The organism is Mesorhizobium sp. M1004 (assembly GCF_040318795.1).
Classification (GTDB): domain Bacteria; phylum Pseudomonadota; class Alphaproteobacteria; order Rhizobiales; family Rhizobiaceae; genus Mesorhizobium.
This window is the reverse complement of record NZ_JAMYNB010000014.1, coordinates 20,651-42,436: the sequence shown is the minus strand read 5'-3', so window position 1 is coordinate 42,436 and position 21,786 is coordinate 20,651. Positions and strand designations below refer to the sequence as shown.

Sequence of the window (21,786 nt, the reverse complement as noted above, 5' to 3'; positions counted from 1 at the left end):
GCGTCTCCCCTGCGGCCTTCACTTGCCGGCCTTCGGCTTTTCGACATGGCCGCCAAAGGCATAGCGCATGGCCGACAGCAGCTTGTCGGCGAATTCGGATTCGCCCTGCGAGGAGAAGCGGTCGAACAAAGCCGAGGACAGAACCGGCGCCGGCACGCCGGTGTCGATCGCCGCCTTCAGCGTCCAGCGGCCTTCACCGGAATCGGAGACGCGGCCGCCGAACTGGGCCAATGCCGGGTCGCTCTTCAGAGCGCCGGCGGTGAGGTCGAGCAGCCAGGAGCCGATCACACTGCCATGGCGCCAGACCTCGGCCACCTGCGGCAGGTCGATGTCGAACTGATAGTATTGCGGGTTTTCCAAAGGGCTGGTCTCGGCGTCCGCAGTGCGCTGTCTTTTGCCGGCATTGGCCGATTTCAGGATGTTCATGCCTTCGGCGTAGGCGGCCATGACGCCATATTCGATGCCGTTGTGGATCATCTTGACGAAATGGCCGGCGCCGCTCGGTCCGCAATGCAGGTAGCCAAAGGGTGCGGTCCCGCCCGCCTTGTCGGGCGTGGCGCCGGCATCGGCGCCGGGCGCCAGCGTGGCGAAGATCGGATCGAGGTGTTTGACCGCCGTATCGGGGCCGCCGATCATCAGGCAGTAGCCGCGCTCCAGGCCCCAAACGCCGCCGCTGGTGCCGACATCGACATAGTGCAGGCCCTTGGCCGCAAGCTCGGCCGCCTGGTCGACAGCGTCGTGATAATAGGAATTGCCGCCGTCGATAATGATGTCGCCGGGCTCCATCAGCGCCGCCACCTGGTCGGCGATCTTGCCGGTGATCGCCGCCGGCAGCATCAGCCAGGCGCTGCGCGGCTTGGAAAGCTTGCCGACGAACTCCTCCATCGATGCGGCGCCGATGGCGCCATCGGCAACCAGGGCGGCAACGCTTGCCGGGTTGATGTCGTAGACGACGCATTCATGGCCGTCGCGCATCAGGCGGCGCACCATGTTGGCGCCCATCCTGCCCAGTCCCATCATTCCGATCTGCATGGTCTTGTCCTAGTCGCTTGAGGAAAGAAATTGCTGGCGAGTTAGTTCTCAATGCCGACGGTGAAGTCGACATTCTCCCAACGGTCGCCGTCGGGCCAGAAAAAAGTGAAGACGATCGTATTACCTCGCGGAATATCGGTCACCGGCAGATCCGCCATATGGACGCCAAAGACATTCACGGACGTGTTGATTTCATGGTTGGTCTGCCACTGGTCGCCGCTCCAGCGGATCAGTGCCGGCTGCAGCAGTTCAACCCGCAGCGTCTTGCCGGCTTCCATGGTGCGCAGCCTGTTGTTGAAGCGCCATATCCTCAGCGGCGAGCCGGTCTTGTCCCTGACATAGCGCTTGACGCCTTGCGGCGGCATGTCGAAGACGGCGCCGTCGCGGAGCGAGCGCAACAGCTTGATGTGTTCCGAATGCGCCCAGACCAGCGGCATGGCGCTGCCCGACGGCTTGCCCAGCCACAATTCGCGCTCCGGTATGTCGGCGCCGTCCCAGACCTGTTCCGGCAGCAGACCGCCCACCCCAGCCGAAGCCTCGAATGTGTCGAGCAGGCTTGCCGCCTTGTCCTTGCGGCCGGCGGCCAGCTCGTAGTGAGCGCGTTCGCCGGCCAGCAACGGCCAGGGTCGGCCCTGGCCGTTGCCGTCGAAGGGGGCGCCGTCGGCGTGTTCGCCATAACCGTCGCTGGTGTAGCGGTACCATAGAGGCCCTTGCGGCAGGTCGCAGCGCAGTTGCGCGTCGATGATCTTGACCGTGCCGACGATGCGCGGATCGTCCGCGGCCCTGAGGCCGAAGCGGACCAGCGCCAGCGCGTCCGGGCTGACAATCGCTTCGGCCGGCTTGTCGGTATCGCCCGGCGGACGGTTCTTGATCGGTACGAAACCGTCCTTCGGCGATGCGGCGCCTGAAGCGTCGGCCGGCGCGATGCGGATGTAGTACCCGTCGACGCCAGCCTCGTGGCACTCCGGTGTGCCGCTGACATAGGTCCAGCGCTCGATCTGGTCGTTCCAGCAATCTGCGACCTCGCGCAAATAGTTAGCCGGCTCGGGTTTGCCGTTGACGTCGAACAGATCGGCGGCGCCAAGCAGTGCCGATATTTCGACGGCGAGCGTGAATGGGCTGTAGCCCGCGTCCTCTTCCCAGCGGTCCTGCCCGGTGACGGGGCCATTGCGCACGATATAGGACGCTGCTTTCTCGACCATCGGCATGAAGGCGGCGAGCTTTGCGCGCGGCAGGTGGCCGGCGCGGTGCAGCGCATCGGCAAGCAGCAGCGGGAAGGCGCATTCGTCCATCTGGATGCCCGGCCAATAGAGCGAGCCGTCGAGCCACACATTTTGTGGCCAGTGGCCGTCCGGCTGCTGGATGGAACGGAGATAGGCGAGGATCTCAAGCGCCTGCGCCGGATCGCCGGCGGCGAGGAAGCCGCCCGCAGTTTCGACGAGGTCGCGCGGCCAGACCAGATGATATCCGCCAAGGTCGTCGTCGCCCTTGCTGAACCCCCAGGGGATCGACAGGCTGGCGACGGCCGCACCGGGCCTCGCCAGCGACAGGTGTGTCGCCAGCACCGCTGTGCTGACGCGGTAGGTGTTGAGGCCGGATGCATCATGGTGGTCGAGCGCCGTCAGGCCTGCCTGCCATTTCCGCCATTTCGCGACATAGACCTTTGCCGCCGGCTCAAACCCGCGTTTCAGGCTGGCGGCGGCGTTTTCGGCCGCTTCATCCGGCGTTGCCCCAAACCCAAGCGCAAGCAAGGCTTTGCTGTTGCGTAAGGAAAAGCCGATCTCGCCGATCAGCGCGACATTGCCGTCCTCCGCCCTTTGGCAGGCCGGATTGAGCCGGCCGGCGCGGCTGAGTTGCTGCCAGCCGTCGGAAAAGCCTGCATAGCCGGCCGAGCAATCACCCCAGGGCAGCGAGGATGCAAGCGCCAGGCAGGTGCCGCGCCCGGACGCGAACAGCATCGGCCTCCCCTTGTGCTCGTCGGTCCAGGCGGTGTTGCCCATGCCGGCATTGACCAGATGCGGCGCCAGCAGGGCGTAGACGCGGTAGTCCGTGGCCACGCCCTCGAGTGCCGTGAAGCTGGTTTCCTGCAGCAAGGCCGGGCGCGCCGGATCCGCCAGGATGCGCTTTTCGATCTGGTAACGCGCCGTCGCGTTGATCAGCCGGTAGGCGGGCACGCCGTCCTCGAACGGCTCGATGGCATGTGTGGCGTCACGCTTCTCCTCGGAAAACCAGCCGCCGGGACCGGTGACCAGCAGTCCCATGTCGCGCGTGCAGGCGCTGTCGAGGCCGGGATAGTAGACTTCATTGACGATGCCATGGCTGAGCGTGAACCAGACGCGGCTCGCCGTCGAAAGCGCGGCACCTACGCCGCTCTTGGCGCTTGACGTCCAGCGCGCCGGAATTCCGGGCGCGCCCATTCTTTTGGGTGCACTGGGGGGAAGGGTCGGCGGCGTCGCTGCCATGCATGGTCTCCTGGGCCCTTCCCTAGACCAGCAGGCGAAGGCTTTTCAATCATCGCACCTGAAGTTGATCGCCAAAGCGTAACCGATCGCAGTTGACAAGCGAGCTCATCTGCATTTGTCTGACAATAGATAAAAAACAGGCAGCCAACGCCAAAACCATCAGCAACAGTCGGCGGGGCCGACAATCCATGGGAGGATTATGACATGAAGAAACTGCTCGTCCTGAGCGCTCTGGCGGCGATGCTCGCCTCGGGCACGGCGCTTGCCGACACCAGCGGCAAGAAGATCGCCTTCTCCAACAATTACGCCGGCAATTCGTGGCGCCAGGCGATGCTCGACAGCTACGGCATCGTCACCAAGAAGGCGGTGGAGGACAAGATCGTCGGCGCCGCCGACATCTTCACCACCGCCGACAAGGAAGTGCCGACGCAGGCTGCCCAGGTGCAGAACCTGATCCTGCAGGGTTATGACGCCATCGTCATCAATGCCGCATCGCCGGATGCGCTGAACGGCGCCATCAAGCAGGCCTGCGATGCCGGCATCGTCGTCGTCTCCTTCGACGGGACGGTCACCGAACCTTGCGCCTACCGCGTCGTCGTCGACTTCAAGGACATGGGCAAGCAGGAAGTCGAGCAGATGGCCAAGTTCCAGCCCAAGGGCGGCAATTTGCTGGAAATCCGCGGCCTTGCCGGCACCTCGATCGACGATGCCATCCATGCCGGCATCCTCGAAGGCGTCGCCGCCCATCCCGAGTTCAAGATCGTCGGTTCGGTGACCGGCGACTGGGACCAGACGACGGCGCAGAAGGCGGTCGCGACGATCCTGCCTTCGTTGCCCGACATCGTCGGCATCGTCGACCAGGGCGGTGACGGTTATGGCGCGGCACAAGCCTTTGCCGCCGCAGGCAAGCCGCGTCCGACCATCATCATGGGCAACCGCCAGGACGAGCTGAAATGGTGGAAGGAGCAGAAGGACAAGGATGGCTACCTGACCTGGTCGGCCTCGATCGCGCCCGGCGTGTCGTCGCTGGCCTTCTGGGTGGCGCAGCAGGTGCTCGACGGCCGCACCGACATTCCGCATGACCTTTTGGTGCCGTATCTCGCCTTTACCCAGGACAATTTCGAGACCGAGCTGCCGAAAATCAAGGAGGGCGGCGTCGCCACCCACGAATACAGCCAGGAAGACGCAATCGCGGCGATCAAAGCCAATATCAAGTGATGCATTGCATTCATTGCCAGCGGCATGACCGACCGGATATCGTTGAGCATGCCTGAGGCCAATACGGACATCATCAGACTGGGCGGCGCCGAAAAACATTTCGGCGCCGCCCATTTGGACATCATCAGGCTTAACGGCGCCGAAAAACATTTCGGCGCCGTTCGGGCGCTTAACGGCGTCGACTTCCATGTTGTATCAGGCGAATGCGTCGGGCTGGTCGGCCACAACGGAGCCGGCAAATCGACGCTGATGCATATGGTGGCCGGTACGCTGCAGCCCGATGGCGGTGAGATCGCGGTGCGTGGCAATGCCGAAACCGACTACTCGGTGGCGCGCGCGCTGAAACTCGGCATACGCTGCGTGTTCCAGGAACTGTCGCTCTGCCCTAACCTCAGTATCGCGGAGAATACGCGCATCAACCATCCGGCGCTCACCGGCTTCAGCTGGCGACGCAAGGCGGCTGCTCTCATTGCCGCCAAGCTGGACGAAATCTTTCCGGATCACGGCATCTCGGCAGACGACATTGCCGGCGATCTCTCCATCGGCCGGCGGCAGATGGTCGAGGTGGCGCGCGCCTTCACGGTGACGCGCGATCCGCTCGACTTGGTCATTCTCGACGAGCCGACCTCTTCGCTGGACGCGCATACTGCGGGCCAGCTGCTTGCCTTCGTGCGCCGTTTCGTAGCCACCGGGGGCAGCTGCATCCTGATCTCGCATGTGCTGGGCGAGGTGCTGCAGAATGCCGACCGCATCGTGGTCATGCGCGACGGCAAGGTGGTCGCCACGGACGTTGCAAAAGCGTTCGACCGCGACCGGCTGGTGGCCACCATGGGCGGCGCGGAAGCGCGCGAGAAGATCGCGGCGGAGATCGCCGCCAGGCCGGCGGCGGGCCCGCTCAGGGTGCGGGCGCGGCCCGAGCGGCAGCAGGACGGCAAGGAGCTTGTCGCTCGCGCCGGCGAGATCATCGGGCTTGCCGGGCTTGCCGGCCATGGCCAGACCGACCTGTTGCTGGCGATCTTTGCCGCCGCGACGCGTAGAAGGCTTGATATCGAGGTGACCGCCCCGGTGGCGCTGGTGGCCGGAGACCGCCAATCGGACGGCATTTTCCCGCAATGGTCTATTGCCGAAAACATCGGCATCCGCTCGCTGGCGCGGCTGCGCAAAGGGTTGCTGGTCTCGCCGCAGCGCGAGGCCGAGCTTGCCGAGTTCTGGAAGCAGAAGATCGGCATCCGCACGCCTGACATGACCAACAACATCTTCTCGCTGTCCGGCGGCAACCAGCAGAAGGCGCTGTTTGCCCGCGCACTGGGTTCCGATGCGCAGATCGTGCTGATGGACGATCCGATGCGCGGCGTGGACATCGGCACCAAGCTTGAGGTCTACGATCTCGTGCGCGAGGAGGCGGCCAAGGGCCGGACCTTCCTCTGGTACACCACCGAGACCGAAGAGCTCGACAATTGCGACCACATCCATGTCTTCAAGAACGGCCGCATCGTCGCCAATCTCACGCGCGACGAGCTGACCGAGGAAAAGATCATCCAGTCCTCATTCGGCGACGCGGCCTGAGATGACGGCAGTCGCTCCCGGCCCTACGTCCTCGCCGCGCAGCAGCGCGGCCCGCGCGCGCCTGCTGCGCAGCCTGTTGCCGGCGCTGTCGCTGGCGCTGGTGGTTATCGCCATCGCCTGGCTCAACCCACGCGCCATCAGCTATTTCGGCTTCAGCCTGATGTTGAACCTCGCTATTCCGATCGCGCTGGCGACGATCGCCCAGATGTTCGTCATCGCCGGCAATGAGCTCGATCTGTCGATCGGCACCTTTGTCGGCTTTGTCGGCTGCGTCACCGCGACCTGGCTGAAGGACGCGCCGCTGCTCGGCGTGATCATCCTGCTCGGCTCCATAGGCGTTTATGCGCTGCTCGGCGCACTGATCCATCTGCGCAATCTGCCGTCGATCGTGGTGACGCTGGGCATGAGCTTCGTCTGGCAGGGACTTGCCATTCTGGTGCTGCCCAAGCCCGGTGGCAAGGCGCCGGACTGGCTCTTGTCGCTGATGGCCTTCAAGCCGCCCTTCATTCCGTTCCCTATCATCGCCGCGCTGGCGATCGCAGCGGTGGTGCATTTTGGGCTGATGCGCACCTCCTATGGCGTCATCCTGCGGGGATCCGGCGGCAATCCGGCGGCGCTCAGGCGCGCTGGCTGGTCGCTGCTTCGAACCAAGATCGTGCTGTTTGCGCTGACCGGCCTATTCGGCGTTCTGTCCGGCATGGCGCTGATCGGCATCACCACCTCGGCCGACGCCAATATCGGCAATGGCTACACGCTGCTGGCGATCGCCGGCGTCATTCTCGGCGGCGGCGAGTTCGTCGGCGGCCGGGTGTCGCCGATCGGCGCCGTGCTCGGCGCGCTGACACTGGCGCTGGCGGCATCGCCTCTGCTCACCTTCATGCACATTCCGCCGGATTGGCAGGTCGCCGCCAACGGCGCCATCCTGATCATCGTGCTGGCAGCCCGCGTCCTGATCAGCCGCAGGGAGAGGTAGCGATGACGCTGGTTAAATCGCTGGCCGCCAAACCCTGGATATGGTCGTTCATCGGCGCGATGTTCGTCTGGCTGGCGACCATCGCTTTCACTGGCGGCTATGGCGGCGGCGGCATGGTCACGGCGGCACTGTCGCTGGCGGTGTTCACCGTCATCGTCGGAGTCGGCCAAATGTTCGTCATCACGCTCGGGCCAGGCAATGTCGACCTGTCGCTGCCGGCCAATATCGGGCTCGCCAGTGCCGTCGCCATGAAGGTCATGGGCGGCAGCGATTCCATGATCGTGGTCGGGCTGCTCGCCGCGCTCGCCTGCGGCGCCGCCATCGGTGCCGTCAACTATCTCCTGATCTGGGCGCTGAGGATCCCGCCGATCATCGCCACTCTGTCGGCCAGCTTCATCATCCAGTCGATCGACATCAGCTATGGGCGTGGCCTGCAGATCAAGCCGCCGCCCGGCTTTGCCGATTTTGCCAACTGGCAAATCCTGGGCATTCCAGTGCTGGCGATCCTTACCGTATTGTTCAGCATCGGTGCGGCCATCGCCTTGCAGCGCATGATCTATGGCCGCTCGGTGCTGGCGATCGGCCAGAACATCCGCGCCGCGTGGCTTGCCGGCGTCAATGTCGGCCGCACCCGCTTCCTGACTTACACGCTGTCGGGCGCGCTCGGCGGCATGGATGGGGCGCTGCTCGCCGGCTATTTCCGCGGCGCCAATGTCGATATCGGCAACGAGTACCTGCTGGCCTCGATCGCCGTCGTCGTCATCGGCGGCACCTCGGTCGCCGGTGGCAAGGCCAATGTTCCCGGTGTCTGGGGCGCGGCGCTGTTCCTGGTACTGCTTCTGACCATGCTCAACACGTTCGGCGTCAGCGCCGGCGTTCGGCTGTTGCTGACCGGGCTGATCATCGTCGGCGTCATCACCGTAGCCGGCGGCGAGAAGGCGCTGCGCTAAAAGGCGTGAGCCCGGCAGCAGTCCCGCTAAATTTGACCATGTGGACAAAAGTCCGCACCCGTTCCATAGTTCCGCGTCTGATTTCGGAACAGCCGGCTCGACACGGCTGTCAAACAGAGGGGCACTAGATGGAAAACCGGAAAAACAAATCGCAATCGACCGGCCTGTCGCGGCGCGACGTGCTGGAACTCGGCGCACTTGGCCTGGCCGCAGCCATGCTGCCGGGTGCAGCCTTCGCCAAGGACAAGAAGCTGAAGGTGGCGGCGATCTTCGCCACGCCGATCGAGGAGCCGTGGGACAACCAGATCCACGTCGCCCTGCAGAAGGCCGAGAAGGAACTCGGCATCGAATACAAATGGTCGGAAAAGGTGCAGACCGCCGATTTCAGCCGCGTCATGCGCGAATATGCGCAAGGCGGGTACCAGCTGGTGCTGGGCGACGCCTTCGCCGCCGAGCGTGAATCGCGCCGCACGGCAAAGCAGTTCCCGAAGACGGCATGGCTGTTCGGCTCGGGCGCCGGCCCGGCCGAGCCCAATTTCGGCGTCTTCGACAACTGGATCCACGAGCCGGCCTACCTCTCCGGCATGATCGCCGGCAAGATGTCGAAGTCGGGCACGATCGGCGCGGTGGCGGCCATGGGCATTCCGGAAGTGAACCGGCTGGTCAACGCCTTCTTTGCCGGCGCCAAGGAGGTCAATCCCAACATCAAGAAGAAGGTCGCCTTCATTGGCTCGTTCTTCGATCCGCCCAAGGCCAAGGAAGCGGCGGTCGCCCAGATCGATGCCGGCGTCGATGTCATCTATGCCGAGCGCTTCGGCGTCATCGAGGCGGCGGTGGATAAGAAGATCCTCGCCATCTCCAACATGTCCGACCAGTCGAGCCTCGGCCCCGACACGGTCATAACCGGGCCGGTCTGGGACATGTACCCGACGGTCGAGCAGGCGATCAAGCTGGTCAAGGCCGGTGTCTTCACCGCGCAGGACTATGGCGATTTCTCGCGCATGGCCAAGGGCGGGTCGTTCCTGGCGCCCTACCATAAATTCGACAAGACGCTGCCGGCGGATGTGAAGGATCTGGTCGAGAAGAAGAAGGCCGAGATCCTGGAAGGCAATTTCCGGGTGGATGTGGATGAGAACACGCCGGTTTCGGATTAGCTCGGCGCACCCCCTCCCCCTTGAGGGGAGGGTGGCCCGCAGGGCCGGGTGGGGTCCTCCGCGAAGTGCTCCATCCTGCTAAGTCATGGGTTGAGGCAGTTGAGGTGACCCCACCCGCCTCGCTTCGCTAGCACCCTCCCCTCGAGGGGGAGGGGTATCTCCGCAGGAGCATCCTTGTCCGCCCCTCTCATCGAAATGCGCGGCATCACCAAGAGCTTCGGCGCCGTCAAGGCGAATGAGGCTGTCGATCTAAGCGTCGCCCCAGGTGAGATCCTCGGCCTGCTGGGCGAAAACGGCGCCGGCAAGACGACGCTGATGAATGTGCTGTTCGGCGCCTATGCGCCGGATGCCGGCGAAATTCTTATCCAGGGCAAGACCGTGCGGATCACCAGTTCGGCCGATGCGCTGGCCGCCGGCATCGGCATGGTGCACCAGCATTTTCATTTGGCGCCAAGGCTGACGGTCCTGGAAAACCTTCTGATTGGCATTCCCGGCAAATCCGGCCGCATCGACCGCGCCGGCGGACTTGCCCGGTTGTCCGACATCAGCCGTCAGCATGGGCTGACGCTGGACCCCAACCTGCCTGTCTCCGCGCTGTCGGTCGGCGAGCAGCAGCGGCTCGAAATCGTCAAGGCGCTGTTTCGCGGCGCCAGGCTGTTAATCCTCGACGAGCCGACGGCGGTGTTGGCGCCGGGCGAGGTCGACGGGCTGTTTTCGGCGCTGCGCTCGATGGCGGCGCAGGGGCTCGGCATCATCTTCATCTCGCATAAATTGAACGAGGTGCGGGCGCTCACCCATCGCTGCACCGTATTGCGGCACGGCCGCGTCGCCGGCCGTGTCGACGATCCGGCGAACACGACATCGGCAGAAATGGCGCAGCTGATGTGCGGCCATGAGATCGTGCCGCCGGCAAGAGGACCTTCGACCCCAGGCGCGGCGGTGCTGACGCTCGACGGTATTTCCACCTCACGGCATTCGGGGACGCCGCTGCGCGATGTATCGCTTGCCGTTCGCGCGGGCGAAATCCTCGGCATTGCCGGGGTCTCCGGCAATGGCCAGCGGGCGCTGGCCGAGGTGATTTCCGGCACGCGCGCGCCCGACGCCGGCGCGATGACGATAGCCGGCAAACCTGTTACGCGGTTCTCGCCGCGCGAGGTGCAGGCGCTCGGCCTTGGCCGCATCCCGGAAGACCGTATGACGACCGGGCTGGTCACCAATCTGCCGCTCGCCGATTCCATGGTGTTGCCGCGCATTGGTACTGCGGCTTTCAGCAGCCGGGGCCTGCTCAAGCCAGATGCGATCCGCGCCTTCGCCGAAGAACAGATCAAGGCCTATGACATCAGGTGCCCCGGGCCGATGACCCGCGCCGGCGCGCTGTCGGGCGGCAATCTGCAGAAGGCGCTGCTGGCGCGCGAACTGGCTTTCGACCCGAAGGTGCTGATCGTCTCGCAGCCGACGCGCGGCCTCGACATCGGCGCCGCCCGCTTCATCCACGAAAAATTCCTCGACATGCGCGCCAAGGGCTGCGGGATCATCGTCATCGGCGAAGATCTCGAAGAGCTGCTGGTGCTCTGCGACCGCATCGCGGTGATGTATGAGGGCCGCATCGCCGGCACGCTGGACAGCGCCGATGCGACCATCGCGCGGCTTGGGCTGCTGATGACCGGGGCGGAGGGGCATAGCTGATGTTCCGCCTCGAAGCCCGCAGTTCCACCCCCGCCTGGTTCAATCTCGCTTTGCCGCTGCTGGCCATCGGCGCAGCGCTGGTCCTGTGCAGCGGCCTCATCGCGCTGGCCGGCGCCGGCGTGCTTGAGGCCTATGGCGTGATGCTGTCGGCCTCGTTCGGCGACAGCTATGCCATCACCGAAACGCTGGTGCGCGCCGCCCCGATGATCTTCACCGGGCTGGCTGTGGCCGTCGCCTTCCGGGCCAAATTCTGGAACATCGGCGCCGAGGGCCAATTGCTGGCCGGCGCCGTGGCCAGCTGCTTCGTCGGCGCCATCCCAATGCCGGGTGCGCTGGCGATCCTGTCGATGGCGCTGGCGGGCGCTGCTGCCGGTGCCGCGGTAGCGCTGGTGCCCGCGACGCTCAGGGTCAAATTCAAGGTGGACGACGTCGTCAGTTCGCTGCTGCTCAATTCGGTCATCTACTATGCGCTGATGGCGCTGATCGAGGGGCCGTGGAAGGACTCGTTCAGCGGCTATCCGATCTCGCCGCCGATCGAGGATTCGGCGAATTTCCCGGTGCTGCTCGAAGGCACAAGGCTGCATCTGGGTGTCATCGCCGCGTTGATCGCGGCCCCGTTGATCTGGTTCCTGATCGTGCGCACCACGCTCGGCTTCCGGATCAGGGTCACCGGCGAAAGCCCGGAAGCCGCCCGCTATGGCGGAATACATGTCGAGCGGGTGCTGATCTCGACGGCGCTGCTGTCGGGCGCGCTGGCCGGGCTTGCCGGCGTCGGCGAGGTCGGCGGCGTGCATTTCCAGGTGATGAGCGACATTTCGCCGGGCTATGGCTATTCCGGCATCGTCGTTGCCATGCTGGCCAGGCTCAATCCGCTCGGCGTCGTACCGGCGGCGATCTTCCTGGCCGCCGTGATGACCGGCGCCGAAGCGATGTCGCGCGCCACCGGCGTGCCGGCGTTCCTCAGCGATGTCATCCAGGGCACGGCGCTACTCGCCATGCTGGTGGCGCTGCTGTTCACGGCCTATCGCATCCGCCGCGTCGGTGCCGCCTTATGAGCGCGGTGTTCGAACAGATCTTTCAGGTCGGCTTCCTCGCCGCCATTATCCGCATCGCCACGCCGCTGGCATTTGCCACGCTGGGCGAGATGTTCTCCGAGCGGGCCGGCGTGCTCAATCTCGGTATCGAAGGCATCATGCTGCTCTGCGCGATGACCGGCTTCACCGCCGCCAGCCTCAGCGGCAGCCTGTGGCTCGGCGTGCTGGCCGCGGTGTTGACCGGCATGGCGATGAGTGCGCTGCATGCGCTGTTCACGGTGGCGCTCGGCCTCAGCCAGCATGTCTGCGGCATCGGCGTTACTTTGTTCTCGTCCGGCCTTGCCTATTTCCTCTACCGTCTGACCTTCGGCCAGCAATCGGTGCCGCCCAGCATCAAGGGTTTTCAGACGGTGCCGATCCCGCTGCTGTCGGATATTCCGGTTCTGGGGTCAGCGGTTTTCAACCAGTTTGCGCTGGTCTACTTGGCAATCATTGCCATCCCGCTCGCTGCTTTCGTGCTCTACCGCACGCCTTGGGGGCTGTCGGTGCGGATGGTCGGCGAGAACCCGCGCGCCGCTGATTCCGCTGGGGTCAGCGTCATCGCCACGCGCTTCCAGGCGGTCATCCTCGGCGGTGCGCTGATGGGGCTTGCGGGCGCCTTCCTCACCATGGCACAGTTCAACGCCTTCACCTTTGGTGTCGTGTCGGGCCGTGGCTGGGTGGCGATCGCGCTGGTCGTGTTCGGCCGCTGGGACCCGTGGCGCTCTGCGGGCGCGGCGCTGCTGTTCGCCTTCGTCGATGCGCTACAATTGCGCATGCAGGCGAGCGGCCTCGGGCATATTCCCTATGAGACGTTCTTGATGCTGCCGTTCATTTTCACCATCGTCGCGATGGCCGTGATGTCACGCAACGCGGTTGCGCCGTCGGCGCTGCTGAAGCCGTTTCGACGAGAAGAGCGGTAAGCGAGTAGGACTTGGCGCCCTTCCTCTCCCCCGATCGACGGGGGAGAGGAAGGGCGCCAAGCCTGGGATACTCACATCGCCGTAAAACCATTATCGACAAACAGATGCGTGCCGTTAACGAAGCTGGACTCATCGCTGGCGAGGTACAGCGCTGCCTTGGCCACTTCCTCCGGCTCACCGATGCGGCCCTGCTGTGCGGCCAATGCGGCGTCCGATACGTCGACGCCGATCTTGCCGAGATCGGCGACCTCGCGCAGGCCGTGCGGCGTGCGGATGAAGCCGGGACAGACGGCGTTGCAGCGTATGTTGCGGTCGCGGAATTCGACTGCGATGGCGCGCGCGAACATGTGGCAGGCGCCCTTGGTGGTGTCGTAGAGCACCTCCATGGGTGTGGCCGCCACAGCCGAGATCGACGAGGTGCAGACGATCGAACCGCCACCGGCAGCGATCATGCCCGGGAGCACGGCGCGCGTCATCAGGAACATCGAGCGGACATTGACCGCATGCAGCCAGTCCCATTCCTGCACTGTCGTCTCCAGGAACGGCTTTATCACGATGGTGCCGGCATGGTTGAACAACACCGTGGCCGGGCCGAGCCTGGCAGCCGCCGCCTTCACTGCGGCCTCGACCTGCGCCTCGTCCGAGACGTCGGCCACCCAGTGTTCGGCGATATGTCCCCGCGCGCGTATCGCCGCCGCAGTGGCTGCCGCCGCCTCGCCATTGCGGTCGATGATCGCCACCTTGGCGCCCTCGGCGGCGAACAATTCCGAGGCCGCTCCGCCTATTCCGGTCGCGCCGCCCGAGATGATTGCAATCTTGCCGGCTAGTCTTGTACCCATGTTCTGTTCCCCGTTCCCGATCGAAATGATCCGCATTTACGCCGGAATGGCGATGCTATCGCCTATGCAGACGTCGGCCAAGCTTGTCGCTCGCTTGTCTCCAACAGGGGTCTCCCAGCAATGCCAAACCAAATAATAAGGAATACTGAGAAAATCATTCTACATATCTCCAAAAAATAGCACTCGACAAAGTCTACTGATTTTATAGATTAATCCGCAAGACGGAGGTCGATATGTCCTATATCCAGAACGCCGAGACGGACCGCACCAGCCAGAGGCTGGCCAATAGCCAGGCTTTCCGCCCGGCCTATGCCGGCGCTTTCGCCTATCTCGTCTTTGCCCTTGCGTTCGTGTTCACCGGGGCAGTCGTGCTCGGCTTGATTCCCTGACCGATCAGGCCGAAAGGGTGGCGACCTAGCGCTTTCAGTGAGTGACCGGAGTTGATGAACCGAACGCGGACGCGCTTTGGCGCTGATGCTTGTTTTTACGCATGTCGTCGTCTCAAAACCGGGGGCGACATACATCCAACGTGATGGAGGAGATGGCAATGCCGATCGAGTTCACGCATGTTCCCGGTAAAACGCACGCCGCCGATGCCGGTTCGGCCGTACCGTTCTTCTATGATTTCGTCGAGACGGCGACCAAGCTGTCGCTGATCGAGGATTCCGGCTTCCAGAACATCGTCGTCGACGACCCGGCCGGGCTGTTGACCAATATGGACATCGCCGCCCAGGCGCTGGACCGCACCTCGTCGCTGGAAGTGGTGCTGACGCACTGGGCCGGCGTGATCGCGCCAGCCGTTGCGGCGCGGCAACTGGCGGCGCTCGACGCCAGGAGCGGCGGCCGGCTGGCGCTGAGGATGCTGAGCGAGCCGCTGGATGACGACGATGCCGAGACGCGTCCGGTCGGCCACACCGTGGTCTGGCAGCGTATCGACGAATATCTGGTGCTGCTGAAGCGGCTGTGGTCGAACGACCGGCCCTTCGACCATGAAGGTGCATTCTACAGCATCAAGGGTGGCTATGTGCCGCGCAAGGGGCCGCATGGCGTCGACGTGATCATCCGCATGGGTGGCCAGTCCGGCACCGCGCTCAAGGTCGCCGGCCGCCATGCCGACGTGTTTGAACTCACGGCTGGTTCGCTCGACGAGATCCGCCAGCTGATGGAACGGGCGCGCAGCGCCGCCGCCGAGCATGGCCGCGCCGGCAAGCTGCGTTTTGCGCTTCCGGTCCGGGTCCGCTCGGAGGGTGGCGCCTCTACCGTCGGCCACAAGGCGGTCGAACTTTCCGGACCACCGGCGCAGATCGCCCTGTCGCTGCTGCCCTATGCGGCGCTGGGCATCAGCGAGTTCATGATCGTCGGTGTCGACCGGCCGCGCGAGATCGCCAGCGTCGGCCGCGAGACGATCGCGCTCTTGCGCAACTCGCTGGCACGCCGGGAGGCGGAGGTGCCGCAGCCCGGCGCGTTTGCCTCGCGGGGCGGGTCGGATATTCACGCAGGGTGAATTTGCGGGTGGAATGAAAGCTATTTCGTAGCGTTCCTTCACACCCCCCTCTGCCCTGCCGGGCATCTCCCCCGCAAGGGGGGAGATTGGCAGCTTCGAGGTATCGCTCAGCTCTTCGACGTTGGAGAGTGGCGAAAGCGGTTGAGCACTTGATCTCCCTCCTTGCGGGGAGATGGCCGGCAGGCCAGAGGGGGGTGCTGCCCCTCCAGCGTCAAATGGTTCCCAACGCCTTCGCTTTGGTAATCTAACCAGCTTTCCCACTCGACCGCTCCAGCGCCTCCAGCACCGCGCCAGATTCCGTCAGCACACCAAACACCCCGTCCTCCACCGTCACCATATGCAGCGCCGCGTCATGCGCGTATTGGTCGCCGCTGGCGCAGGCGTCGGCGATGGTCAGGCACTGGAAATTGAGGTCGCAGGCCTCGCGCAGCGTCGTGTGCACGCAGACATCGGTCGTGCAGCCGGAAAAGATCAGATGGGTGATGCCGCGTGCGCGCAGCACAAGCTCCAGATCCGTATAGGTGAAGGCGCTGTTGCAGGTCTTGTCGACGATGATGTCGTGCGGCGCGACGTCGATCTCGGCGACGATCTGAAAGCCGGGGCCGGAGCGCAGCAGCACGTCGGTGCCTTCGAGACCCGCCCGCTTGCGGCGCCATCTCTCGTACGGCGTCATGTCGGCCATGTCGCCGCGATATCCCTGCCTGGTGTGAATGATGGTGAGGCCGGCCGCGCGTGCCGCTGATATCAGTCGGTTGACTGTCGGCAGGATGGCGCGCAGCGGCGCGGGGTCATAACCCTTCCTGGCGAAATAGCCGGTCGGCGAGAGGAAATCCTCCTGCAGGTCGATGACCAGCAACGCGGTGTTTGCCGGCACCAGCCGGCCGTCATAGGGGAAATCGAACGGTATCGCCTTGATCATCGCAGCCTGCCTCAATTGCTGCCCGGTATCGTGGCCCAGCAACCCTGCGGCCGTCCATCCCTCAGTGCGACGACACCAGGTAGACCGACGCCAGGACGATGTGCCGCTGAGACATCGCGCCGATAATCGTTGGCCAAAAAAGCCATCTTGTTTGTTGACTAGTAAACTCATGTTTTATAGTCAAGCAGGGCACTCGGCCGCCTGAATTGTTTCCAGCGGCTGTGCCGCGTTTGAGAGAAGCCAGAACCAGTGGCTGGATTTCCGGGGTCGACATTCCGTCACCGACCAGCCGATCGTACGTGCAATGACGAAGCGAGGAAGAAGCGTGTCCAGAAATGGTTTGTTGGCGGCGCTGGCCGCGGTCATGCTGTCGGCCGGCAGCGCTGCTGCGCAAGAGCAGCCAAACACGCAGCCCAGGGTGACGACGGAACCCGCTGCAGCTGCCCGGTCGGCGGCCCAGCCTTCCCCGGTCGCAGTCGAACGGCCCGCACCGGCTGCGCCTGTCGCGCCGGCTTCGCCAACTGCCGGGCAGGCGGCGCCGACCGCGCCACAGCCGGCACCCCAGCCCGGTGCATCCGCGCAGGCCGAGCCTTCGGCAATATCGCTGACGCTGCCGCACGATCTGTCGCCCTGGGGCATGTTCATGGCCGCCGACATCATCGTCAAGGCGGTGATGATCGGGTTGGCCTTCGCCTCGCTGGTCACCTGGACGGTGTGGCTGGCCAAATCGCTGGAGATTCTCTTCGGCAAGCTCGGCGCCCGTCGCGCTGCGCGCGCCATCGGCAATGCCGCCACGCTGCGCCAGGCCGGGCGCGCGCTTGGCAACAGTGGCGGCCCCGGTGCGCTTTTGGTGCGGGCGGCCGAGGAAGAGACTGCCCTTTCGGCCGGTGCGCTCGGCCATGTCACCGGCGACGGGCTGAAGGAACGCGTGACGTCGCGCCTGTCGCGCATCGAAGCGGCGGCGGCGCGGCGCATGTCGCGCGGCACCGGCGTGCTGGCGACGATCGGCTCGACGGCGCCCTTCGTGGGCTTGTTCGGCACCGTCTGGGGCATCATGAACGCCTTCATCGGCATCTCGCAGGCGCAGACCACCAACCTCGCGGTCGTCGCGCCCGGCATCGCCGAGGCGCTGCTCGCCACGGCGATGGGCCTGGTCGCGGCCATTCCCGCGGTGGTCATCTACAACGTCTTTGCGCGGTCGATAGCCGGCTACCGGCAGCTCCTTGCCGATGCCTCGGCCGGGGTCGAGCGGCTGGTCAGCCGCGATCTCGATTTCCGCACGGTGCCGCAGGCGCCCGCGCTGGCGGCGGAGTGATGGGCTATGGCGGCTAGAATTCGCGAGGCTATCGATGGCGATCTCGAGGAAAACCACGAGATCAATGTCACCCCGTTCATCGATGTCATCCTGGTGCTGCTGATCATCTTCATGGTCGCTGCACCCTTGGCGACAGTCGACGTCAATGTCGATCTGCCGGGTTCGACGGCGACGCCAGCACCCCGGCCGGAAACGCCGCTGTTCCTGACCCTGAAGGACGATCTGACGCTCGCGATCGGCAATGACAGCGTGCCGCGCCAGGCTTTCGCCGCGGTGCTCGACGGCAGAACCAAGGGCGACAAGCAGACCCGCATCTTCCTGCGTGCCGACAAGGCGGTCGGTTATGGCGAGCTGATGGAGGTGATGAACCTGCTGCGCGGCGCTGGTTATCTGAAGATCGCGCTGGTGGGGCTGGAGACGGTGCCGGCGGACGCATCCGCGGCGCACCGGGGCGCCGCCCCGTGACGCAACTGGCCGCCGCCGCACCCGCGGCCGACCCGCCACGCGCCGGCCTGCGCGAAATTGGCTTGTGGGCGGCTGCGGCCATTGTCATTGTCGGCGCGCATGTCGCGATCGCCTATGCCGTCCAGAGCTTCAGCCTGGCCAACATGGCCGATGGCGGCCCGCCGCCGGCTGTGGCTATCGAGCTGTCGCCGATGATGGTGGCGCCGGCGGTGCAGGAGGACTCGATGGCCGACGTGGTGACGCCTGAGCCGCCGAACCAGATCGAGGAGGCGGTTGCCGAACTGAAGCCCGTCGTGGAGCCCGAGCCCGGTCAGCCGGGGCCGGTCGCCGAGAAGACGGAAGCGGTTCAACCCGCCGCTCCGATCGAGACGGCAGCGGCCGAGCAGCCCGATCAATCGCCGCCGCTGGATGAGGTGGTGCCCGACATCGTCCCGACCATAGCGCCGGATGTGGTCATTCCGCCGCCCCAGACCAAGCCGGCGGAGACCAAGCCGGCGGAGACCAAGCCGATCGAGAAGGCGAAGAAGGCTGCCGAAAAACCCAAGCCGAAAGCAAAGAAAGAGAAGAAGGAAAAGGCCGCGCCGGCGAAAGCGGTCGTGACCGCCAGTGTCGATCAAAAGGCAGCGGCGAAGGCGTCGGCGCCGAAGGCTTCGCAATCGAGTGGATCATCAGTCAGTGCAAGCAAATGGAACTCCCAGCTGATCGGATGGATCAATCGGCACAAGCGCTACCCGAGCGCGGCAAGGTCGCGGCGCGCCGTGGGTACCGCAAATGTGACCTTCGTCGTCAGCGCTTCGGGCAAGGTGACCTCCGTCCGGCTGACCCGATCTTCGGGGGACGCCGATCTCGATCGCGCCGCGCTCGGCATTCTGCAGGGTGCGACGGTGCCCGCGCCACCGCCTGAGAAGGCCGGTACGGCTGTCGTGGCGCCTTTGATGTTCACGCTGCGGAACTAGAAGCAGCCGGACAAGGCCGATCCCATGACCACGTACTTTCCCGCTTGACTGACCCGCCGGACCGAATACGCTAGCGCAAAATACCGGCCTTGGTCGCCGGGCGGCAAATATGCCTCGTATGCCTCGCCCTCCGGCGCTGGCTGCGGGGCATTGTCATTTCTGAGGATCGGTTTGAAACGGCGTATCGAGATCGGCATCCTGTATTCCCGCTCGGGCAGCTACCAGTTGGTCTCCGATGCGTGCCGGATGGGCGCCACGCGCGCCATCGCCGACATCAATCTCGATCGGAGCTATGGCATCGAACTGGTTCCGGTCGAGCGCGATCCGCAAAGTAATGCCGATCGCTACGCGACTTTGTGCGAGGACATTTTCAGGACCAGCAGCGCGCGCCATGTCGTCGGTTGCGTCACCTCGTGGAGCCGCAAGGAAACCATCCCGGTGCTGGAGAAGGCCGGCGGCATGCTCTGGTATGCCTGCCCCTATGAAGGGTTCGAGGCCAACGAGCATGTCGTCTACATGCACGCCTGCCCCAACCAGCATCTGGTTCCGCTGATGGCGCATGTCGTGCCGCGTTTCGGCGCCAACGGCTTCCTGCTCGGCTCGAACTACATTTGGGGCTGGGAGATGAACCGCGTGGCGCGCGACCTGATCGCGGATGCCGGCGGCAAAGTGCTGGGCGAGCGCTATCTGCGCATCGGCGAGACCGACGTGTCGCGGTTGATCGCGGAAATCCGGGCGACGAGGCCGAGCTTCATCCTCAACAATCTGATCGGCACCTCGTCGTATGCCTTCCTGGCGGCTTACCGCGAGTTGGGCGATGAGGATGCGGCATTCAGGCCGGAAAACTGCCCCGTCATCTCCTGCAACCTCACGGAAGGCGAGTTGCCGGCGATCGGCGAGACAGGGAAAGGGCATCTGTCGGTCGGGCCCTATTTCGCGCCCCGGCCGGCTGCCTTCGCTTCGTCCTTCGAGGCCTCCGCCTATGCCTCGGTGCAGGTGATGGCCGACGTGCTGTCGCGCAACACTGATGCCGGCCCGGCGGAATTTTCCAAGGCCTTCGCCGAGCGGCGCTTCTCCACCCGGCTCGGGCCGATCGCCATCGACGCCCACTCCCAGCACGCGACGCTGCCAGTGATCATCGGCCGGATCGCCGATGGCTTCTTCGAGGTCGTCAGCCAGGAGGATGAGGTCGCGCCGGATCCCTATCTGTCGCGCTACGACCCCGCCAAGACATTCGGCCGTCCGCGTCTGAGGGTGGTGTCATGACGCGGACGCGCATCCCCAATCTCGGCGGCGCGCGGGCTTTCATCCTGCATCGCCCGCATCCGACGGTGCAGGCCATCACCAGGCAATTGTCGGCCATCGGCCTGGCTACGATCGACTGCTGGCCGGAATTGCCGCCGGAAGCTCTCGCCGCCGATTTCGTCTTCTTCGATGCCGATCTCGGTTTCGACGAGCAGTTCCCGTGGGAAGCCGGTGAGGCGCCGATGCCGCTGGTGGCGCTGATCGGTTCCGAGGCGCCGGGGCGTATCGAATGGGCGCTGTCGCACAAGGCCGATGCGCAGCTGCTGAAGCCGGTCGGCAATGCCGGTGTGTACAGCGCATTGCTGATCGCAAGGCAGAGCTTCGAGGCACGCAAGCATTTAGCCGGCGAGATAGCGTCGCTGCGCCAGCGCGTCGCCGAGCGCCAGACCATTGTGCGCGCGGTGACGGCGCTGTCGAAAGGCAGCGATGACGAGCGTGCCTATGCACAACTGCGATCGCTGGCGATGAGCTGGCAGATCAGCGTCGAGGATGCCGCGCGCAGGATCGTGGCAATGACGGATGAGGAAGGCGGCGATGACCAGTCCCATCGCGCCTGATCTCCCGGTACGCATGCCGGCAAAACCGCGCGCCGGCGTCTGGCGTCGGCTGGTCAAACGCCGCCTGGCGCTGCTCGGGCTGGTCATCGTCGCCATTGTTGTCGCCGGCGCCGTGCTGGCGCCCCGGCTGACCGGCTACGATCCCAACGAGCAGATGTTCGACGGCCTGACCATCGAGGGCTCGCCGCTGCCGCCCAGCGCCCAGTATTGGCTCGGCACCGACCTGCTCGGACGTGACCTCTTGACCCGCATCCTCTACGGCGCCCGCACCTCGCTGATCATCGGCATCGTCGCCAATGGCGTGGCGCTTTTGATCGGCACTTTGGTGGGCGTCACCGCAGGCTATTTCCGCGGCTGGATCGGCAGTGCGCTGATGCGCTTCACCGATCTGATGATGGCGTTCCCGGCGCTGCTGCTCGCCATCTGCCTGGCGGCAGTGTTTCAGCCGAGTCTGTGGATCGTCGCCATGGTCATCGCGCTGGTCAACTGGGTGCAGACGGCGCGTGTCATCTACACCGAGACCTCATCGCTGGCCGAGCGCGAGTTCATCGATGCCGAGCGCAGCATCGGGGCGAGTGCGCCGCGCATCCTATTTCGCCACATCCTGCCGCATCTGCTGCCGACCATCATCGTCTGGGGCACGCTCGGCATCTCGACCACGGTTCTGCTCGAGGCGACGCTTTCCTTCCTCGGCATCGGTGTGCAGCCGCCGACCGCGTCGTGGGGCAACATCATTTTCGAGAACCAGACCTATTTCCAGGCCGCGCCCTGGCTGGTGTTCTTCCCCGGCGCCGCAATCCTCGCGTTGGCGCTGGCCTTCAATCTGATCGGCGACGCGTTGCGCGACATCCTCGATCCGACGCAAAGGGGCCGGGAATAATGGGGGGCC

General features: G+C 64.9%; 20 protein-coding genes. 16 read left to right on the top strand and 4 right to left on the bottom strand.

Going from position 1 to position 21,786, the window contains the following annotated elements; genetic code table 11:
• Positions 1–18 precede the first annotated feature (18 nt).
• Positions 19–1,032, bottom strand: coding sequence for a phosphogluconate dehydrogenase (NAD(+)-dependent, decarboxylating) (gnd, locus tag NKH54_RS25555; protein WP_031355699.1), 1,014 nt, complete (start codon positions 1,030–1,032; stop codon positions 19–21).
• A gap of 41 nt (positions 1,033–1,073) precedes the next feature.
• A complete protein-coding gene (locus tag NKH54_RS25550) occupies positions 1,074–3,494 on the bottom strand; it encodes a glucan 1,4-alpha-glucosidase (RefSeq protein ID WP_353029254.1) in 2,421 nt (806 codons plus the stop codon).
• Between the two features lie 204 nt (positions 3,495–3,698).
• On the opposite strand from NKH54_RS25550, the gene NKH54_RS25545 reads away from it, so the two are divergent.
• From NKH54_RS25545 to NKH54_RS25510, 8 genes are all read left to right on the top strand, one after another.
• Complete coding sequence (locus NKH54_RS25545) at positions 3,699–4,712, top strand: ABC transporter substrate-binding protein (protein WP_353029253.1); 1,014 nt, start codon at positions 3,699–3,701, stop codon at positions 4,710–4,712.
• A gap of 48 nt (positions 4,713–4,760) precedes the next feature.
• Entirely contained in the window at positions 4,761–6,278 is a 1,518-nt protein-coding gene (locus NKH54_RS25540; RefSeq protein WP_353029251.1) for a sugar ABC transporter ATP-binding protein, read from the top strand.
• Position 6,279: 1 nt separating this feature from the next.
• Positions 6,280–7,251: an ABC transporter permease gene (locus NKH54_RS25535; protein ID WP_023694460.1), complete on the top strand. Its 972-nt coding sequence runs from the start codon at positions 6,280–6,282 to the stop codon at positions 7,249–7,251.
• Positions 7,252–7,253: 2 nt separating this feature from the next.
• Complete coding sequence (locus NKH54_RS25530) at positions 7,254–8,201, top strand: ABC transporter permease (RefSeq protein ID WP_023694459.1); 948 nt, start codon at positions 7,254–7,256, stop codon at positions 8,199–8,201.
• 128 nt (positions 8,202–8,329) lie between these two features.
• A complete protein-coding gene (locus NKH54_RS25525) occupies positions 8,330–9,355 on the top strand; it encodes a BMP family protein (protein WP_023670460.1) in 1,026 nt (341 codons plus the stop codon).
• A 174-nt stretch (positions 9,356–9,529) separates the two neighbouring features.
• Positions 9,530–11,041, top strand: coding sequence for an ABC transporter ATP-binding protein (locus tag NKH54_RS25520; protein ID WP_353029250.1), 1,512 nt, complete (start codon positions 9,530–9,532; stop codon positions 11,039–11,041).
• On the top strand, positions 11,041–12,096 hold the full coding sequence (locus NKH54_RS25515; protein WP_023683937.1) for an ABC transporter permease: 1,056 nt from the start codon (positions 11,041–11,043) through the stop codon (positions 12,094–12,096). Before NKH54_RS25520 ends, NKH54_RS25515 begins: the two co-directional genes overlap by 1 nt.
• On the top strand, positions 12,093–13,037 hold the full coding sequence (locus NKH54_RS25510) for an ABC transporter permease (RefSeq protein ID WP_023694455.1): 945 nt from the start codon (positions 12,093–12,095) through the stop codon (positions 13,035–13,037). Before NKH54_RS25515 ends, NKH54_RS25510 begins: the two co-directional genes overlap by 4 nt.
• Before the next feature lie 71 nt (positions 13,038–13,108).
• Here NKH54_RS25510 and NKH54_RS25505 read toward each other — a convergent pair whose 3' ends face one another.
• Positions 13,109–13,876: an SDR family NAD(P)-dependent oxidoreductase gene (locus NKH54_RS25505; protein WP_023730205.1), complete on the bottom strand. Its 768-nt coding sequence runs from the start codon at positions 13,874–13,876 to the stop codon at positions 13,109–13,111.
• A 233-nt stretch (positions 13,877–14,109) separates the two neighbouring features.
• Between NKH54_RS25505 and NKH54_RS25500 the strand changes: the two genes are divergently transcribed.
• Both NKH54_RS25500 and NKH54_RS25495 read left to right on the top strand, forming a co-directional pair.
• A complete protein-coding gene (locus NKH54_RS25500; RefSeq protein ID WP_023670454.1) occupies positions 14,110–14,265 on the top strand; it encodes a hypothetical protein in 156 nt (51 codons plus the stop codon).
• A 158-nt stretch (positions 14,266–14,423) separates the two neighbouring features.
• On the top strand, positions 14,424–15,380 hold the full coding sequence (locus tag NKH54_RS25495) for an LLM class flavin-dependent oxidoreductase (protein ID WP_023726079.1): 957 nt from the start codon (positions 14,424–14,426) through the stop codon (positions 15,378–15,380).
• A gap of 244 nt (positions 15,381–15,624) precedes the next feature.
• Here the strand turns inward: NKH54_RS25495 and NKH54_RS25490 are convergent, their stop codons facing one another.
• Positions 15,625–16,299, bottom strand: coding sequence for a cysteine hydrolase family protein (locus NKH54_RS25490; protein ID WP_353029249.1), 675 nt, complete (start codon positions 16,297–16,299; stop codon positions 15,625–15,627).
• Between the two features lie 325 nt (positions 16,300–16,624).
• Between NKH54_RS25490 and exbB the strand changes: the two genes are divergently transcribed.
• The 6 genes from exbB (at position 16,625) to NKH54_RS25460 (ending at position 21,777) form a co-directional block, all read left to right on the top strand.
• Positions 16,625–17,614 (top strand): tonB-system energizer ExbB, encoded by a 990-nt coding sequence (gene exbB / locus NKH54_RS25485; protein WP_353029248.1) that lies wholly within the window; start codon positions 16,625–16,627, stop codon positions 17,612–17,614.
• 6 nt (positions 17,615–17,620) lie between these two features.
• Positions 17,621–18,079 carry a TonB system transport protein ExbD gene (gene exbD, locus NKH54_RS25480; protein ID WP_023710186.1) on the top strand — a complete coding sequence of 153 codons (459 nt, stop codon included), beginning with the start codon at positions 17,621–17,623 and terminating at the stop codon, positions 18,077–18,079.
• Positions 18,076–19,035, top strand: coding sequence for an energy transducer TonB family protein (locus NKH54_RS25475; protein WP_023713408.1), 960 nt, complete (start codon positions 18,076–18,078; stop codon positions 19,033–19,035). The genes exbD and NKH54_RS25475 overlap by 4 nt, the downstream gene beginning before the upstream one ends.
• A 171-nt stretch (positions 19,036–19,206) precedes the next feature.
• Positions 19,207–20,301 carry a transporter substrate-binding protein gene (locus NKH54_RS25470; RefSeq protein ID WP_023698725.1) on the top strand — a complete coding sequence of 365 codons (1,095 nt, stop codon included), beginning with the start codon at positions 19,207–19,209 and terminating at the stop codon, positions 20,299–20,301.
• Complete coding sequence (locus NKH54_RS25465) at positions 20,298–20,897, top strand: ANTAR domain-containing response regulator (RefSeq protein WP_023693236.1); 600 nt, start codon at positions 20,298–20,300, stop codon at positions 20,895–20,897. Before NKH54_RS25470 ends, NKH54_RS25465 begins: the two co-directional genes overlap by 4 nt.
• Entirely contained in the window at positions 20,875–21,777 is a 903-nt protein-coding gene (locus tag NKH54_RS25460; RefSeq protein ID WP_023693235.1) for an ABC transporter permease, read from the top strand. The genes NKH54_RS25465 and NKH54_RS25460 overlap by 23 nt, the downstream gene beginning before the upstream one ends.
• The last annotated feature ends 9 nt before the right edge of the window (positions 21,778–21,786 follow it).